Raw genomic sequence first — 16,585 nt, 5'->3', positions numbered from 1 at the left:
AAAAAGAAATTGAGAGTGCCAATAAAAATGACATTAGATTGCAGCCGCTTCAAATCCTGCGTTTTCGATGGTTTCGATTAATAGCTCAGGCGTGACATCGCCGCTGACCTGTGCGGATTCTTGAGTCACTTCAAGTGATTCAATCCCTTCAAGTTGTTCAAGAGCCGTCTTAACCGCCTTGACACAACCGCCGCAGGTTAGACCATCAAGTTTTAGAGAAATAGTTGCCATGATAGCTCCAGATAAGTAAGTATAGAGATGTGTGTTATAAGGTGTAGTTTAGTGTATATCCATGTTTTTAAAAGCACTAGCTTGGTTATATAAGAGAATACTTGATGATAAAGACGCTTAAACGATGGATTAAACGGCTATTTTTAACGCTTCTGCTGATGTGCGTTTTATTTCTTTTGCTGGTCTGGTCTCTAAGCTGGATTAACCCACCAACAACGTCGTTTATGCTTCAGCACAATGTTCGCGCTCTTTTCGATGCAGATCTTGAGTTCGCCCGACACCATTGGGTGCCTTTATCCGACATTCCTGCAGCTATTCAACTAGCTGTGATTGCTTCGGAAGACCAAAAGTTCCCTGATCATCATGGCATTGATTGGGCTGCGACTCAGGCAGCGATTGACGCTTATCGCAGCGGGCGAGCTTCCGGTGGTGGCAGTACCATTACTCAACAAGTTGTAAAGAATCTGTTTTTATGGGGCGGTCGCAGCACGTTTAGAAAAGTCATTGAATGGGGGTTGGCTGTTTTAGTCGAGCTATTTTGGTCGAAAGAGCGCATCTTAGAAATCTATCTAAACATTGCCCAATTTGGTCGACAAGAATATGGTGTCGGAGCGGCCAGTCAATATCTGCTGAATAAGCCTGTTAGTCAAATTACCCGTGAAGAAGCTGCCATGCTAGCGGTGGTGTTACCATCACCGGCTCGCATGGATGTCACTCGACCCAGTCAATATATGCGCTCTCGTCAGGCGTTTATACTTAGGCAGATGCGTAATTTAGGAGGGGAAGCATACCTGCGTCGTTTGTCAGCTATGCCACTTCATCCTGTTAACTCTCGTCATGCAGTTTCTTAAGCTGTCTTAGTAGAGTTTTTGGTAAGTTACGAATCATTAACACTTCTTGATTCGGGTCGAACTCGACTTCTTTGCCTAAGCTGCTACTGGCAAAACTGATCGAAACATCATTATTTTTTCCGGTAAAGCGCAGGTAGTTGCGTAACTGCTTGCGGTCAGGAATGAGTTCCTCACGTGGTGTTTCTTGATGTTGTCTAACGTAGCGCTCTAGACCGGCATCGACATGATCCGATAAGGCAGAAAACACCACAGCTTCACCAGCTTTGTCCTGATCCATACAGTAGTCGATCACTTTTTCACGTAAGGGTTGGCTTTCTTCAGAGGGTAGGTCGTTACAATAGGTATCCACTAACGCTAAAAAGTGTTCAGTTTCCGCCTTTTTATCGACGGTATCCATATAGCCCAGCCACTCACAGACCACCGGCTTAATGCCGCGATCACCACGACCAAAGCTTAGGGTGATGTATTTGTCGGCATCTTCAGACAGGCTTTGCAAATCGATGGCCACTCCAAAGCCAGTTTCACTAAATTCAATATAATCTGTTTCTAACAGTTCAATCTCTGAGTTCAGAGTTAACGCGGCAGTTTGGCGAACATGAAAAATGAACAGACGATCCCCTCGTTCCAAGTGCTCTGCGATGAAGCAAAGATAGCCTTGAAATAGCTCTTCATGCTGGTCTAGTTGCAATCCTAGTTGACGAGTGACTTGTTGAGCAAAGCGAACAAAGGGTATTTGTTCTTCCCGCCATTGTATCAACAATGCCCGAAACCCAGGATGTTCTGGACTAAACGTACCGTATTGACGACCGGCACGGCTGCCTTGAATGCGCTTAAACTCGCTGATAATCGAGTGTGAATGATGTTCAATATCGTGTGGTTGTTCCGCTAACGTAACTTGGCTTGCTTGCTGTGTGTCGACTTTTTCAATACGTTGAATACTAAATTGAGTGACTGGCATTTAGCTAAGTCCCCGATCAAGTTGACTTTTCCAGCGTGCAAACATCATTGCATTAGTAAATAGGACGCAGAGTAAGATGGCTTCAGCTAAACCCAACCAGCGCGTAGGCGGCATCATGGTTGCGAACACTGCTCCGATGAAATAAAGCAGTAGAACAAAACATAGCCACGCATGGCCTCGGGCATCTCCGCGAATAACAATACGAATAAAGGCTACCAGCGGTAAAAAGTGAATCAGCCAGATGACCCATGGATGATCGGTTTGGGCCGGGGCGATGACCAGATACCAGAGGGTTAATAAAATCAGTAATGCAAAGTAGCTGATTTTTGATACCTGATGACTGATGCTAACTTTTTTTGCTAAGGTCATGCTGTTCTCCGAACAAGTTTCAAGGCTAATTCACCTAAACGTTTACCCTGTGCTTTGCATAGGTTTATTTCATCTGTCGCGATTTTGTTTTGTCCTTGGCCACCGGATACATGACTTGCACCGTAGGGCGTTCCACCACTTTGAGTTTTATTCAATGATGTCTCCGAGTAGGGGATACCAGCGATCACCATGCCGTGATGAAGTAAAGGGATCATCATGCTCATTAGTGTGGTTTCTTGACCACCGTGCAAGCTTGCACTGGAGGTAAATACACCTGCCGGTTTGTCGATTAAGGCGCCAGAGAGCCAAATTTCACTGGTGTTATCCAGAAAGTATTTTAATGGTGCAGCCATATTCCCAAAGCGTGTCGGGCTTCCCAGTGCAAGGCCTGAACAATGCCTTAAGTCATCCAGTGTGCAGTAGGGCGCTCCAGCATCAGGTATGCTAGCTGCGGTCGCTTCACAATCAGCCGAAACAGGTGGAACGGTTCTGAGTCTAGCTTCAATGCCAGCCGCTTCAGCACCTCGCGCAATATGTCTGGCGAGTTGCGCGGTTGCGCCGTGACGACTGTAATAAAGAACCAGTAAATAGGGTGTTTGCATTAAAGCAACTCCAACACTTGCTCAGGCGGTCTGCCGATACGCGCTTTGCCATCATGAATGACAATAGGCCGCTCAATTAATTTAGGGAAGCGAATCATGGCTTCGATCACTGCCGTGTCATCTAAGGCTAGATTATCCAATCCTGCTTCTTTGAATTCGTTTTCTTTGGTACGTAATAAGTCCCTTGGTTTGATCTCTAATAAATCGATGAGTTGTTTTAGTTCTTCTACGCTAGGCGGATTTTTAAGATATTCTTTAATTTCCGGTGTGATACCGTTATCTTGAAGAAGTTGCAGTGCTTGACGTGACTTGGAACAACGTGGATTGTGATATATCAGAGTAGTGGGCATATGATTCTATTCGCTCTCGGTTTGTTTTTGCCGGCGCTCTATTGTATATGTCCGGTTAACCCTGTCCAACTGAACGAGAGGATTTCGTGAAGATTACAATAATAAGTACCCTAGGTGTGGTGCGTTTTTGTAGAGACTTGATTCGTCAGTTTTTTGATAATCAAGGTATTTTGAATGCGTCAGCGCTGACTTATACCACGTTGTTTGCTGTCGTGCCCTTAGTGACAGTCTCCTATTCTATGCTAGCTGCTGTACCCGCTTTCCAAGGAGCGGGTGACGCGGTGCAGCAGTGGGTGTTGGAAAATTTCGTGCCGGCAACGGGTGAAGTGGTGTATGAATATTTAAGTGATTTTACTGCTCAAGCACGGCGCTTAACGGTAGTTGGGGTTGTCTTCCTCGTGGTGACATCCATCATGATGATGAAGAATATTGAAGCGGCGTTAAACAGAATTTGGCGAGTTGATCAGCCTCGAAAAGGCGTGTCTAGTTTTTTGCTTTACTGGGCTGTACTGAGTTTAGGCCCTTTGTTAGTGGGTATTGGTTTTGTGGTAACCTCTTACATAGCTGCCTTACCCGTTTATACCAGTGCGACGGACTTCGTTGGGCCTGCTCGTGTCATTAATATGCTACCTGTGCTGTTTTCCACGATTGCTTTTATGTTGCTTTATACTGCAGTGCCTAATTGTTCGGTGCCAATTCTTAAGGCTTTAGCTGGTGGTTTCTTTGCTGCCATTATGTTTGAGTTAGCCAAACGAGGTTTTGCTTTTTTTGTTACTCAGTTCCCCTCTTACGAATTGATTTACGGTGCCTTTGCAGCATTTCCTATGTTCCTGGCTTGGATCTTTATTAGCTGGATTATCATCTTGATGGGAGCAGAATTAAGTCGTGCATTGACGATCTATCAGCCTGCCAGCAAATCTATTTCTAGACCGCATCTGCTCGTTATTCTGCATCTACTTAGACAGTTATGGTTGGTACAGCAACAAGGTCAACCGCTCACGGCGACAGAAATATTGCAGCGTACGCCTTGCCTTAACCAAGAACGCTGGGATCAATACATGCAGTTATTGATGCAGGCTAATGTAATACGCCGTACGACAGAAGGAGGGTATCTACTTTCTCGGGATTTACATGGTTTGTCAGTGCATGATCTTGTGTCAATGTTGCCTTGGCCCATACCTGAAGCTGAAACACTCAAACAAGCAGAGGCTTGGGAAGTCTTATTAAATAGCCGTTTACAGGGCTTGGATGATGCTAAGAAAGAGCTGTTGCAGATGGAACTGGCTCAGTTATTCTCGCACACTGAGCCAGTCACAGATCACCCTTAACCTTATTTCATTAAGGAACCCAGTACGCCTCGGATCAGGCGTCGGCCCACACCGCTGCCAATGCTTCGAGCAAGGCTTTTCATCATCGCTTCACTGGCCGTTTCTCTGGTGCGTCCTCGAGCAGCCGGACGTTGATTAGACTTAGCAGCTTGAGCTTCTTTTGCTTCTTGAGCTTTTAACGCTTCTTGGCGCTTCAGGTCTTCCGCGTTACGAAGTCGTGCTTCAATTTCTTCATGAGCAGAATGAGGATCATAAGACTCTTTATAACGGCGTAATAGAGGGTCGGCGTTTAGCTGAGCGGTTTTATGATCATCGTCAGAGGGTCCAATACGTGAACGAGGCGGGCTGATTAGGACTCGTTCTACCGGGGTCGGGATACCGCCATCACTGAGAACGGATACTAGGGCTTCACCAATGCCTAGATTAGATATCGCTTCAACGGTATTGATTGCAGGGTTGGTGCGGAAAGACTGCGCAGCCACATTGACTGCTTTGCGCTCGTTTGGTGTATAGGCCCGCAGCGCATGTTGAATACGATTGCCCAGCTGGGCTAACACAGAGTCGGGAAGGTCGGCAGGACTTTGAGTAATAAAATAGACTCCTACACCTTTGGAGCGAATCAAGCGAACCAGCTGTTCAATTTTGTTCACTAACACTTTTGGAGCTGAGTTAAACAGCAGATGGGCTTCATCAAAAAAGAACACCAGTTCAGGTTGTTCCGGATCACCGAGTTCGGGCAGGCTTTGAAATAGATCAGAGAGCATCCACAATAAAAAGGTCGAATAGATACGTGGCGAATGCATCAGTTTATCGGCACAGAGAATGTTGATAATGCCGCGACCACTGCGATCTGTGCGTCTGAAGTCTTTTAAATCGAGAGCGGGTTCACCAAAAAAGTGATGACCACCTTCACGTTCAATCATTAATAGTCGACGCAGAATGGCATTCACTGATGCTTTGGATACGTTTAACTGACTGCCTAGTTCTTTACCATGATCGGCAATGTATTGCAGGGTTGTACGAAGATCGTTCAGGTCAACCAGCAACAAGCCTTCATCATCGGCATATTGGAAAGCCAGCGTTAAAATACTTTCTTGAGTTTCATTAAGGTCCATCAAGCTTGCTAAGAGTTGAGGGCCCATCTCTGAAATGCTAGTTCTGACAGGAATTCCTTGTTCACCAAATAGATCCCAAAACGCAACGGGAAAGGCTTCGGATTGATAGTCATCGATGCCTATTTTTTCGATACGCTCATCAATCTTTGGATGAGGTTTTGCAGCAGTGCACAGGCCTGAAAGATCACCTTTTACGTCGGCCATAAAAACCGGTACACCAATGCTGGAGAAAGCCTCTGCGAGAACTTGAAGCGTCACGGTTTTTCCCGTTCCAGTGGCTCCTGCGATTAAGCCATGGCGGTTGGCGTAACGAGGGTTTAGGTGAACTTGCGTTGTACCACCACCGATTAAGAGTCCATGTTGCATAACCAATCCTGCCTTGTTTAGGAATATCGTTCAAAGTGTAAGGCATTTTTGTGGTCAGGCGAAGTGAGTCTATTAAAATTAGAAAATACGAATATAATATTGATATTAGAAAATACTAATATATAATACCATTATTCGTCTAACGCTAACGTGAGGTAAGTCTATGCTTCGTGACCGATTAGTATCCTTTGCCATCAATCGTCCTAAATGGGTCTTTGCGCTGTTTTTGATCATAACCATCATTGCAGCTGTGCAAATTCCATCGATTCAGGTCGATACCGATCCAGAGAATATGCTGCCACACGATCAGCCGGACCGTGTCTATCACGAAGCCATTAAAGAGCGGTTTGGCATGCATGACATGATTGTGGTGGGGATTGTTAATGATACCCATCCATCAGGTATCTATAATCCTGAATCATTAGCGACTTTACATCAGCTATCGGAATCTATTCTGTCGTTGGATGGGGTGATACGTCAGGATCAAATGGCGTTAAACCTAGTGGACGATATTACCCAGGAAGGCTTAGGTGCGATCCGTTTTAACTGGTTGATGGATCAGCCGCCTGCAAATCAACAAGAAGCGGATGCGATTCGCGACGCTGTTGAGCGCTTACCGATGCTACAAAATACCCTTGTATCGGGTGATCATCAGGCTGCGGGGATCTATGTCCCTATCACGCATAAATCTGAAAGCTACCGTCTTTCAGGAGAAATTCAGACGATTATCGATGCTTTGAACAGTCAAGATGCCTTTTACATGGCAGGGTTACCTATCGCTGAAGATACTTTTGGCGTTGAGATGTTTATCCAGATGGCCATCTCGGCTCCGCTGGCAGGCTTAATGATTTTTATCTTGATGTGGGTGTTTTTCCGCAGCTTCCTATTGATCACCGCTCCGATGATTGTTGCCATGGGAGCAGTGATCATCACCATGGGGCTGTTGATTGGTCAGGGTTATACCGTTCATATCATGAGCTCGATGATTCCGATCTTCTTAATGCCGATCGCGGTCGTGGATTCAGTACATATATTATCTGAGTTTTCAGATCGCTATAAGCCGGGTGAAAAACCGCGTGAAGTGTTAAAAGAGGTGTTAAGTCATCTCTTTACTCCAATGCTATTTACCTCGATTACCTCTTCAATAGGTTTTGCGTCGCTAGCGTTTACCCCCATCCCTCCCGTACAAATTTTTGGTCTGCACGTGGCGTTTGGCATTATGTTGGCGTTCTTGTTGACGATTGTATTTGTACCTGCCTACATCATGAGCCTGTCTGATAAGCGTTTAGCTCAATTAAAAGATCATTCATTGAAAGAGGATGACAACTCGCTATTGGGGCGTACATTGTCTTTCTTAGGAAGCTTTTCGATTAAAGCCGCTAAACCAATTTTAGCGATCTTCATGGTGGTGATTTTAGTCAGTGCCTGGGGCGTTAGTCAGATTCAGATCAATGACAATCCGGTGCGTTGGTTTAAGTCTGATCATCAGTTGCGTGTTGCAGACCGAGTGATGAACAGTCACTTTTCTGGAACCTACGATGCATTCTTAGTGCTTGAAAAAGAACTACCGATGCCTGCCCATCAATTGCTGCAAACAGAGATGATGCGCGTGACTGAGGAAATGCAAGCAACACCAGAACAGCAGCAGATGCTGGCAGAGATGTTATCGGAAGCTGAACATGCTGATTTTGATCGATTTACCAGTGAATTAGGCGCACTCTTAGATCAAGCTTCCTATATGGATCTGGATAATGAAACGCTTTGGTTGGCCTTGCTTGAGCAGGTTGAACGTATTCAGGTTGAGGTAAAATACTTCTTAAATCCAGAAATCTTGGCCTATATAGATACTCTGATACAGACACTGGAGCAGAGTGATGATATTGGTAAGATTAATGGTTTGCCAACACTTGTTAAAACCGTATTCCGTGAACTGAATGGTGGTGATGAGGCGATGTTCCGTATTCCCGATTCGGCACGCGGAACTGCGCAAACCCTTTTGAGCTTCCAGTCGTCACACCGACCTGAAAATCTGTGGAAAATGGTCACGCCAGACTACCTATCCAGTTTACTTTGGTTGCAACTCAGCAGTGGTGATAACCAAGATGTGACACGAGTCATGGATCAGGTGGAAGCCTTTATGCTTGAAAACCCATTACCAGAAGGTGTTAGCGCACACTGGGCGGGTATGTCTTACATCAATGTGGTGTGGCAAGAGCAGATGGTGAATGGCATGCTGAATAGCTTGATGGGCGCCTTTGTTATGGTGTTGATCATGATGGTTGTGTTGTTCCGCTCCATCAAAATCGGATTATTGGCGATGCTACCGCTGAGTATCACCATTCTGTTTATCTATGGACTGATTGGCTGGATAGGCAAAGACTACGATATGCCAATTGCAGTGCTGTCGGCACTCACCCTTGGGTTATCCGTCGACTTTGCTATTCACTTTTTAGAGCGTACCCGAGCCATATATCGAGAAACGGGCAGTTGGCCTAAGACCATTGAAGAGGTTTATAAAGGCCCTTCAAGAGCAATCAGTCGTAATGCCATCGTCATTGCCATTGGTTTTACCCCCTTACTTTTAGCGCCATTAGTGCCTTACATCACCGTTGGTTTCTTCTTGGCGACCATTATGGCGGTATCAGCCATCGTCACCATTATTATTCTGCCTGCAGTGATTGAGCAGATTAAAAATAAAGACCGCCTATTTGGCGGCAAACAGGAGGCGTAATATGAAATCCTTACTTCGTAAAATGGCAGCTGCAACACTGTCAGCCTGTATGAGTTTATCCGTGATTGCTGCTGATTTGACGGATGTGAATGACATTGTTGAGCGAGCAAATCTAGCCAGTTATTACCAAGGTAATGATGGTCGCAGCGAAGTGCGCATGACTATTACCGATGGTCAAGGACGTGAACAGCAGCGACAGTTCACTATCCTTCGTTTAAATGAAGAACCCGGTGGCCGTCAGCATTTTTACGTTGCCTTTAGCCGTCCTGCAGATGTTCGAGATACGGTATTTATGGTGACTAAAAATATTACCCGTGATGATGATCGCTGGTTATATTTGCCCAGTTTAGACTTAGTTCGTCGAATTTCAGCCGGAGATAAGCGAACCAGCTTTGTGGGTTCGCATTTCTTTTATGAAGATGTGTCAGGTCGCCAACCAACAGAAGATGAACATCGCTTAGTGGGAACGACAGACGCTCACTATATTATCGAGAGTGAGCCTAAAGACAGTTCTACTGCTGATTTCTCCAGCTATCGAGTCATCATAGATAAAGCGAATTTTCTGCCTAGCAAAATAGAGTATGCCGATGCGTCGGGTCAGGTGTATCGAACCGTTGAAGCGCTTGAGGTTCAGAATATTCAAGGACTTCCAACGGTGATCCGCAGTCAAGTATCGGATCTTCGAAGTGGTGGACATACGGTGATGGAATTTGGCTTTGTTTCCTACAATATGGGTATCCCAGCAGATGTCTTTAGCGAGCGTTCATTGCGCCGTCAACCTCGGGAATGGCTGCGGAGACCTCAGTAATGAAGTTAAACAACCTTTCTGTTGCTATCTGTTTAAGTTTACCGCTGACCCTGCTTGCAGCACCGCTGTCAGCGGATGACTGGGATGATCCGTGGGGAGATGAATCCGATAGCTCAAGCCTTAATTTACACGGTTTTTATGAACTGGGAGCCGGTGGTCGATTGTATCGAGATCCTCTATTGGGGCGTGATATGACCTTGGGAGAAGGGCGAGCACGCTTTGAACTGAGTGACTTCGTTGGTGAAACACGCTGGAGTGTAAAAACCGATCTTTATGCCGATGGTGTTGAAGATAAGCAGCGCATCGATCTTCGCGAAGCTCTGTTGGATTTTCGTGTGGGCGATAATGTTGATGTGCGCTTGGGTCAACAAGTATTGACATGGGGAACAGGCGATATGCTGTTTCTCAATGACCTGTTTGCGAAAGATTGGCAGTCTTACTTTTCTGGTCGGGAAGATGAGTATTTAAAAGCACCATCCACCAGTGCAAGGGTAAGTTATTTTACCGATGTGGCTAACCTTGATCTAGTTTGGACGCCAGAATTCACCTCTGATCGCTATATCAAAGGGGATCGCTTCAGTTATTTTTCACCCATGACCGGTGAGCAAATGGCAGCACCCGATGGACGTATTCGTCCTGTAACTCGAGATCGCTGGGGTAGGGAAAGTCAGTGGGCTGCGCGTTTATATGGCACACATGAGGCTACTGAATGGGCTTTTTATGCCTATCGCGGCTACTGGACTCAACCTGTCGGGATGGATGCGAGGGGAGAGGCTTTCTTTCCAAGACTGGATGCCTATGGCGCCAGTATTCGAGCGCCTTTAGCGGGCGGTATCGCCAATGCAGAGATCGCATGGTATGAAGGCAGTGATTCTCGTGGTGATAACCCTGCCATTCCTAATGATCAGTTACGCTTTTTAGTTGGCTATGATCGTGAGCTATTACCGAATTTTAACGCAGCGGTGCAGTACTACCTTGAGTGGACGCAGGATTATGCTGCATTAGAATCATCCTGGCCCCTGCCAAACGGACGTTATTTGCCTGATGAATATCGTCACTTGTTCACGCTACGTTTAACGCAGCGATTGCGTCAGGATAACTTAACCCTATCTCTGTTTACCTATTGGTCGCCCAGTGATGAGGATTACTTCATCCGTCCTTCTGTAAACTATCGAATGGATGATGCATGGGCATTAACGGTCGGTGGAAATATCTTTGGAGGTAATAAACCTCATACTTTTTTTGGACAGTTTGAAGATGCTTCTAACCTCTATGTTCGACTGCGCTACTCTTACTGAAAGAGGGTAAAGGCAAAAGACTAATTAAACTGGGTGTTACAGATCTCTTCAATCCAAGGAGAGGCGTTAGACATCTCATTATATAGGGCATAGATTTTGTCCTGAACAGAATCAATTTCGAGTAATAATTCGACTTGATACTGACGGCACACTTCATCAGCGATCATGGTGGGGGCGGCAAAAACGCCCATGCCATGAGAGCCGAAAATCTTAATCAACGCACTGTCATCTATTTCTGCACCGATACGCATATGAATATTGCGCTTAGCTAACCAAGCGATTAAGCGTTCAAAGTAAACCGCATTACGTGCATTCGCCAACAAAACGGCATCTTGTAAGCTCTCGGGTAACCCTTTTTCTCGTAACTTTTTTGCAATACTAGGCGCCGCAAACAAACTGATACCCGAACTTAAAACCTCTTTAATTTGGAAAGCTGTGACATCATCAATGACTTTCAGGCGATCCGTAATTAATAGATCGAGCTTGTGTGTGCGTAGCTCATTAAGCTGGCGCTCGGTTTCACCAGTTTTGCAGATTAAATGCAGTTGTGGAGTTTTGTTGTACGCAGGTTGAAGTAGGTTGTAAACGATCAGTTTGTGGATGGATGAGGATACACCGACCCTAAAAATATGACGTTCAATCAGTTGGTCGGTATTTAAAAAGTAAGATAATTCGTCAGCGATAGAGAACATTGCATCGGTGTAATCAAACACCTGCTGACCAAAAGGGGTTAGCTTGAGTTTTCGACCTTCGCGTTTAAAGAGTAAGCGACCGAAATCAGATTCTAGTTGAGAAAGTTGTCCACTGAGTGTTTGCGGAGCGAGCTTGAGAATTTCACTAGCAGCAGCGATGGAGCCTTCCCTGGCAATAGTCCTGAAGTAATGCAGATGTTTGTAGTTAATCCTTTTGTCCAAAAGCTCCTCCTTAATGTGGCTTCTGATCAGATTTTCTTTTATGTGTCACTTAAGCATAGTTAAGCAACCGCCGAGAGTCGAGTAGGTTCAGATCTAGCAACACTTTCAGGAACTCGGAACAAATGTACTGCTTTTGAATCAAACGGATTGAAAGCAGAACTCACATATTCATACACCAAAGGTACCGGTTGACTGTTTTCAACCACTTTCAAAAAACAGTGTTCAGTGGGTAGGTCGGCACGCAGTGGCTCTTCTATCCAAGCAACAATTGACTGATTGAAGCTGAACTCGGTTTTGACGATTCTGTAGCCTTCTTTTAGGATCAACTCATTCACAACTTTGTGAGAATCCAGTGATACTTGTCTAATTGTTTTCATGGTACACCTCCAGTGATGGGTTACAACTTAGTTATAGCACTGGTTTCATATCGGTAAAACAGGATAGTTGATATTTATAGATCGTTTTTTTCGATGAATCTGTCAATTGCCTTTTGTGCCGAGTCGGATCTGTGTCCCATACTTTTCGCGGCAAAGACGCCACTGAAGATGACTAACGAGATGGCGATCCCCATATAAAGTGTCTCGATAGTGGCGCCAACTTCGACAGCCTGTTCTAGAAACAGTACCACCATAATGACCATCGCCACTTGAATCAGGGTGATTTTCAGGTCATGAAAGTCATTGATTTTCAAAGCTGATAATAATCCCGAACCACTGGTCTCGGACGATGAAATGAATAAGCGATAAAGACCGACAGCGATTATTTGGAAAGTCACCGCAATCAGCAAGGTGTCAAGGATTTTGAGCAGTTTAACAGCAAGTCTTTTGCCACTATCCGCACTGCTGGGAACGCGTTCTAACACTTCAAGTACGATATTAAAGATTACATTCATGCTGGATAAATACAGTAAAAGTGCCGAAATAGAACAGATGATAACGATAAATAACACTAAGAAACGACTTGAATTAAGAATTTTTTCCATTATATTTTTCCAGTCATTCATGATTTATATGATAAAGCATAATTTTTTAGAGATTTTTACCAAGAGTTTACCAAGATTTTAATAAGATGTTTTCGCTCATGAGTCTAAACAATTTAGTATAAATAGTGGTTCTAAGTCTTGGTTTTTTGATTAGCCTCAGTGTTTTTTTAATTCAATCTGCTAGTGTTAAACAGATATTTCAATATATCTGAAATTCGCGCTGCTTATCAAACCATTAAGTTGTAGGTTGATTATGAAACGTTTTACTAAAGTAGTTTCCACATTGTTGTTTTCCGCTTTGATCCTGCTCAGTCCTTTCTCACTAGCCAATGAGCCAGGATCGATCGTTGATGCAGAGTGGTTAAGCAATCATCTAGATCGACAGGATGTGCTGTTAATCGATGTCAGAAGTGATTCTGATTTTAACCTTCAACACATTGAAAAAGCAGTGAATGTTCCATACGAATATCTTTTTGACGAAAATTTCATGATGCCTAGCTTGCAACAATTGCAACAGCTGTTTAGTGAAGCGAGTGTTGATTATGACAAAACCATTATCGTTATGGACAATGGAGAGTTTATTTGGGCAGCTAGGCTCTTTTGGTTGTTAGAAACCCTAGGACATACCAATGTTAAGTTATTGAATGTTGGTTTTGGCGATTGGTCAGAAGGATTGCTACCTGTGACTAATGAAGCCATTTTGCCTGAGGCAACAAATTTCGTTCCTACACTTGATCAAAGCAAGTTGCAGTCGAAATTAGGGACATTGGTTTCTATTGGCCAACGCCGGATACTTGATGGAAGAGAGCAGCCACATTATTTTGGGGTGAAGTCTACCGCCAATCGTTTCGGTCATATTCCTACCGCTGAACATTATCCTTGCACACAAAACTATGAAGTTACAGACACGGGTAACAGAATTCGGCCGCTAGAAGAATTGGCATCCGTATATGCTGATTTGCCAAAAGATGAAGAGATTATTCTTTATTGCGGTGGCGGTGCGGAGTCAGCGCTGAATTTTATTGTATTGCAAGAGTTAGGATATAAAGTGTCGATATACGATGGTTCATGGCAAGAGTGGGGGAATGATCCAGTACTACCCATTACCAATCCATCTGAAGTGGAACCCTAAACCTTGATCCACGGGTTTAAATGTAAAGGTTCGATAACGCGCCGGTTAGTCATCATTATTTTATCGGTTGCATTGTTAACGGGAGCGGTAGGTTATACCAGCTTTCTGGTATGGTATATGGCCATGCAGCAGGAGCGAATCACTTCGCAGGCGAACACCGTCGCGCTGGTATTAAGCCAGGATTTAGCTCGCCTTGCGTTGTTAAAGGATTTGGCAGTTGCGGCAGACATTTCAACTAAGTTGGAATCATTCGGTGACTTGGAGGCACTCGTCTTTTACCAAATCGACCGGCGACCCGCTTATCAATTTCATCGGCAAGAGAATTTTACAATTCCGGAGTTGCCTGATATCTCGGATGTTACTTCACAACGTGAGGGTGCAAATTTATACCTGTTTATTCCGGTTATCTATGAAAACTTGGTGATCGGCACGGTTTTTGTGAGCTATAGGCTCAATACCCTAATTGAGGTATTGAAACGCGATAGTTTAACTCTGTTAGCCATTTCGTTATTCATGGTGCCCTTTTCGTTAATGCTTGCGGTAATCACAGGCAAACGATTTACGCGCCCGATTCTTTCTCTAGTGGGTTTTCTAGAAAAAATAGAAGAAACTGATCAAATGTCTGCCAGAATTTCCATTCAAGAACGAAATGAGTTTGGTAAATTATTTGCAGAAGTAAATACAATGTTGGAACGTTTGGAATCGTCCCAACAGGAGCAGCGACTTGCTGCCGTCGCATTCGAAACGCCTTCGGGTATGTTTATTACCGATGCTCAAGAGCACATTCTTAGAGTGAATCACGCCTTCACCTCAATCACCGGGTATGCCGAAGAAGAGGTGATAGGTAAGACACCTGCAATACTTAAATCCGGCTATCATGATCAGGCGTTTTATCTTGGCATGTACCATGAGCTGCAGCGAAATCATTATTGGAGTGGAGAGATTTGGAATCTTCATAAAAATGGAGAGTTATATCCTGAGTTATTAACGATTCATGCCGTTTGCGATGATCAGCAAACTATTCAATTTTACGTTGCTGCGTTTAATGATCTGACTAGGCTTAAAGAAGCTGAATCGCGGCTTAGGTATTTGAGTTTGCATGATGCCTTGACTGGATTACCCAATCGTCAGCACTTAGAGCAAGAGTTGCAGCGTTTCCTTGATAGTGGGCGCAAAAGGCAGTTGGGCGCTGTGTTTTGTGTCAATATCGACGGATTTAGAAGTATAAACGAAGCTCAAGGGCATGTTATTGGCGATAAAATCTTAATAGAAACTGCTCGTCGGTTAGTCAAGTATTGTGATCAAGCACGTATCATTTGCCGCTGGGGGTCAGATGAGTTTGTTATCTGGTTTCCTGACGTAGGCAATAATAGCAGTCAGGTTGCACTGGATATGGAGCAGTTATCACAAACATTGCATCAACGCTTGAGTGCTGAATTCCTGATAGAAGAGATCTCTTTGCGGTTGAAAAGCCGAATTGGGGTATCTCTTTATGATCATGATGATCGATCGGCTGATGATATTATTCAGCAATCGACCTCTGCACTTCAGCAAGCCAGAGCAGATACTAATCGAAGAATTGTATTTTACGATGAACGCGCCGAAGCCTTGACTCAGCGTTATATTAAGGTTTATCAAGCCTTGCTGCGAGCGCAGCAAAATAAAGAGTTTATGCTCTACTATCAAGTTCAAACAGATGTAGATAGATCCGTTATTGGTGCTGAGGCTCTTTTGCGCTGGCATCATCCAGAGTTAGGGTTTGTTTCGCCAGCGGAGTTTATTCCGGTAGCGGAGCGCTCAGATCTGATTGTGTCGATTGGAAAATGGGTTTTACAAACAGCGTGTCAACAATTACAGACTTGGTCAGCTATTGCTGAATATCAGCACTTGGTTTTGGCAGTGAATGTCAGTGGGTTGCAGATATCCAAAGCTTCCTTTGTTGATGATATTAGACAGCTTGTCTCGATGCATCAAATCAATCCAGAGCGATTGAAGTTAGAGCTAACAGAGAGTCTTCTTGTCGAACAAATAGATCAGGTTTCATTAAAGATTATTGAACTTCGTGAAATGGGTGTTCAAGTTTCTTTAGATGATTTTGGAACGGGTTACTCTTCACTGAGTTATCTTAAACACTTGCCTGTTAGCCAAATTAAAATTGATCAGTCATTTGTTAGAAGCTTGACTTCTGGCAGTGGTGAAGAAGCCATTGTAAGAACAGTATTATCGCTTGGAGAAGCTTTTAACTTTGAAGTGATTGCTGAAGGAGTGGAAACGGAGCAGCAATTTAACCTGCTAAAAAGTCTCGGTTGTAAGCGTTTTCAAGGTTATTTACTGGGTCATCCACAACCGCTTCATGATGATCGTTTGACAGTGAACAGTTAATCGATGAGTCTGAAAGCGAGATTAGTGTTTTCCCTAATACTTTAGTGGTTAATTGCGACTAAAGTATCTCCTTTCTGTATCGACTTCAATAGTGATAAGGGTTTACCTTTACTGCGTCCCATGAGGTGTGCTGTTAATCACACTTCAACTCCCTTTTCTTAAGGAATA

General features: G+C 44.2%; 16 protein-coding genes. 7 read left to right on the top strand and 9 right to left on the bottom strand.

Annotated elements, in window-relative coordinates:
* Nucleotides 1–33: 33 nt before the first annotated feature.
* Nucleotides 34–231 carry a cation transporter gene (locus tag F7R24_RS14665; protein WP_206057509.1) on the bottom strand — a complete coding sequence of 66 codons (198 nt, stop codon included), beginning with the start codon at nucleotides 229–231 and terminating at the stop codon, nucleotides 34–36.
* Nucleotides 232–335: 104 nt separating this feature from the next.
* On the opposite strand from F7R24_RS14665, the gene mtgA reads away from it, so the two are divergent.
* Complete coding sequence (gene mtgA / locus F7R24_RS08850; RefSeq protein WP_151670888.1) at nucleotides 336–1,082, top strand: monofunctional biosynthetic peptidoglycan transglycosylase; 747 nt, start codon at nucleotides 336–338, stop codon at nucleotides 1,080–1,082.
* Here the strand turns inward: mtgA and F7R24_RS08845 are convergent.
* From F7R24_RS08845 to arsC, 4 genes are read right to left on the bottom strand one after another with little or no spacing between them, the layout of a single operon-like run.
* Nucleotides 1,057–2,040: a nucleoid-associated protein gene (locus tag F7R24_RS08845; RefSeq protein WP_151670887.1), complete on the bottom strand. Its 984-nt coding sequence runs from the start codon at nucleotides 2,038–2,040 to the stop codon at nucleotides 1,057–1,059. The genes mtgA and F7R24_RS08845 overlap by 26 nt on opposite strands.
* Nucleotides 2,041–2,409, bottom strand: a complete 369-nt coding sequence (locus F7R24_RS08840; RefSeq protein WP_151670886.1) for a DUF2069 domain-containing protein — start codon at nucleotides 2,407–2,409, stop codon at nucleotides 2,041–2,043.
* Nucleotides 2,406–3,011: an NAD(P)H:quinone oxidoreductase gene (gene wrbA, locus F7R24_RS08835; protein ID WP_151670885.1), complete on the bottom strand. Its 606-nt coding sequence runs from the start codon at nucleotides 3,009–3,011 to the stop codon at nucleotides 2,406–2,408. Before wrbA ends, F7R24_RS08840 begins: the two co-directional genes overlap by 4 nt.
* Complete coding sequence (arsC, locus tag F7R24_RS08830) at nucleotides 3,011–3,361, bottom strand: arsenate reductase (glutaredoxin) (protein WP_151670884.1); 351 nt, start codon at nucleotides 3,359–3,361, stop codon at nucleotides 3,011–3,013. Before arsC ends, wrbA begins: the two co-directional genes overlap by 1 nt.
* A gap of 86 nt (nucleotides 3,362–3,447) precedes the next feature.
* Between arsC and F7R24_RS08825 the strand changes: the two genes are divergently transcribed.
* Nucleotides 3,448–4,689: a YihY family inner membrane protein gene (locus F7R24_RS08825; RefSeq protein ID WP_151670883.1), complete on the top strand. Its 1,242-nt coding sequence runs from the start codon at nucleotides 3,448–3,450 to the stop codon at nucleotides 4,687–4,689.
* 2 nt (nucleotides 4,690–4,691) lie between these two features.
* On the opposite strand, the gene F7R24_RS08820 is transcribed toward F7R24_RS08825, so the two are convergent.
* Nucleotides 4,692–6,170, bottom strand: coding sequence for a helicase HerA-like domain-containing protein (locus F7R24_RS08820; RefSeq protein WP_151670882.1), 1,479 nt, complete (start codon nucleotides 6,168–6,170; stop codon nucleotides 4,692–4,694).
* 163 nt (nucleotides 6,171–6,333) lie between these two features.
* On the opposite strand from F7R24_RS08820, the gene F7R24_RS08815 reads away from it, so the two are divergent.
* The 3 genes from F7R24_RS08815 to F7R24_RS08805 are packed head-to-tail and all read left to right on the top strand — an operon-like array spanning nucleotide 6,334 to nucleotide 11,007.
* Nucleotides 6,334–8,901 carry an efflux RND transporter permease subunit gene (locus F7R24_RS08815; RefSeq protein WP_151670881.1) on the top strand — a complete coding sequence of 856 codons (2,568 nt, stop codon included), beginning with the start codon at nucleotides 6,334–6,336 and terminating at the stop codon, nucleotides 8,899–8,901.
* A gap of 1 nt (nucleotide 8,902) precedes the next feature.
* Nucleotides 8,903–9,709 (top strand): outer membrane lipoprotein-sorting protein, encoded by an 807-nt coding sequence (locus tag F7R24_RS08810; RefSeq protein ID WP_151670880.1) that lies wholly within the window; start codon nucleotides 8,903–8,905, stop codon nucleotides 9,707–9,709.
* Nucleotides 9,709–11,007 (top strand): DUF1302 family protein, encoded by a 1,299-nt coding sequence (locus F7R24_RS08805; protein ID WP_151670879.1) that lies wholly within the window; start codon nucleotides 9,709–9,711, stop codon nucleotides 11,005–11,007. Before F7R24_RS08810 ends, F7R24_RS08805 begins: the two co-directional genes overlap by 1 nt.
* Before the next feature lie 20 nt (nucleotides 11,008–11,027).
* On the opposite strand, the gene F7R24_RS08800 is transcribed toward F7R24_RS08805, so the two are convergent.
* The 3 genes from F7R24_RS08800 to F7R24_RS08790 all read right to left on the bottom strand — a co-directional run bounded on the left by F7R24_RS08800 (nucleotide 11,028) and on the right by F7R24_RS08790 (nucleotide 12,903).
* Entirely contained in the window at nucleotides 11,028–11,921 is an 894-nt protein-coding gene (locus F7R24_RS08800) for a LysR substrate-binding domain-containing protein (RefSeq protein WP_151670878.1), read from the bottom strand.
* Between the two features lie 59 nt (nucleotides 11,922–11,980).
* Nucleotides 11,981–12,298 (bottom strand): DUF7352 domain-containing protein, encoded by a 318-nt coding sequence (locus F7R24_RS08795; protein WP_151670877.1) that lies wholly within the window; start codon nucleotides 12,296–12,298, stop codon nucleotides 11,981–11,983.
* 74 nt (nucleotides 12,299–12,372) lie between these two features.
* Nucleotides 12,373–12,903 carry a YqhA family protein gene (locus F7R24_RS08790; protein ID WP_151670876.1) on the bottom strand — a complete coding sequence of 177 codons (531 nt, stop codon included), beginning with the start codon at nucleotides 12,901–12,903 and terminating at the stop codon, nucleotides 12,373–12,375.
* A 253-nt stretch (nucleotides 12,904–13,156) separates the two neighbouring features.
* Here F7R24_RS08790 and F7R24_RS08785 point away from each other — a divergent pair, with 253 nt between their 5' ends.
* Both F7R24_RS08785 and F7R24_RS08780 read left to right on the top strand, forming a co-directional pair.
* The gene (locus F7R24_RS08785) at nucleotides 13,157–14,035 is read left to right on the top strand and encodes a sulfurtransferase (RefSeq protein WP_151670875.1); all 879 of its coding nucleotides are present in this window, start codon (nucleotides 13,157–13,159) and stop codon (nucleotides 14,033–14,035) included.
* Nucleotides 14,036–14,038: 3 nt separating this feature from the next.
* Nucleotides 14,039–16,417, top strand: a complete 2,379-nt coding sequence (locus F7R24_RS08780) for an EAL domain-containing protein (protein WP_151670874.1) — start codon at nucleotides 14,039–14,041, stop codon at nucleotides 16,415–16,417.
* The last annotated feature ends 168 nt before the right edge of the window (nucleotides 16,418–16,585 follow it).

Origin of the sequence: Nitrincola schmidtii, assembly GCF_008973715.1 — a bacterium.
GTDB lineage: Bacteria > Pseudomonadota > Gammaproteobacteria > Pseudomonadales > Balneatricaceae > Nitrincola > Nitrincola schmidtii.
Note: the sequence above shows the minus strand (reverse complement) of the source record. Positions and strands in the feature narration are given on the sequence as shown.

Excerpts from the sequence above, each read along its gene's own strand:
- F7R24_RS14665 (WP_206057509.1), bottom strand. The coding sequence starts at position 231 with ATGGCAACTATTTCTCTAAAACTTGATGGTCTAACCTGCGGCGGTTGT.
- mtgA (WP_151670888.1), top strand. The coding sequence starts at position 336 with ATGATAAAGACGCTTAAACGATGGATTAAACGGCTATTTTTAACGCTT.
- wrbA (WP_151670885.1), bottom strand. The coding sequence starts at position 3,011 with ATGCAAACACCCTATTTACTGGTTCTTTATTACAGTCGTCACGGCGCA.
- F7R24_RS08815 (WP_151670881.1), top strand. The coding sequence starts at position 6,334 with ATGCTTCGTGACCGATTAGTATCCTTTGCCATCAATCGTCCTAAATGG.
- F7R24_RS08790 (WP_151670876.1), bottom strand. The coding sequence starts at position 12,903 with ATGGAAAAAATTCTTAATTCAAGTCGTTTCTTAGTGTTATTTATCGTT.
- arsC (WP_151670884.1), bottom strand. The coding sequence starts at position 3,361 with ATGCCCACTACTCTGATATATCACAATCCACGTTGTTCCAAGTCACGT.
- F7R24_RS08845 (WP_151670887.1), bottom strand. The coding sequence starts at position 2,040 with ATGCCAGTCACTCAATTTAGTATTCAACGTATTGAAAAAGTCGACACA.
- F7R24_RS08810 (WP_151670880.1), top strand. The coding sequence starts at position 8,903 with ATGAAATCCTTACTTCGTAAAATGGCAGCTGCAACACTGTCAGCCTGT.
- F7R24_RS08805 (WP_151670879.1), top strand. The coding sequence starts at position 9,709 with ATGAAGTTAAACAACCTTTCTGTTGCTATCTGTTTAAGTTTACCGCTG.
- F7R24_RS08840 (WP_151670886.1), bottom strand. The coding sequence starts at position 2,409 with ATGACCTTAGCAAAAAAAGTTAGCATCAGTCATCAGGTATCAAAAATC.
- F7R24_RS08795 (WP_151670877.1), bottom strand. The coding sequence starts at position 12,298 with ATGAAAACAATTAGACAAGTATCACTGGATTCTCACAAAGTTGTGAAT.
- F7R24_RS08820 (WP_151670882.1), bottom strand. The coding sequence starts at position 6,170 with ATGCAACATGGACTCTTAATCGGTGGTGGTACAACGCAAGTTCACCTA.
- F7R24_RS08785 (WP_151670875.1), top strand. The coding sequence starts at position 13,157 with ATGAAACGTTTTACTAAAGTAGTTTCCACATTGTTGTTTTCCGCTTTG.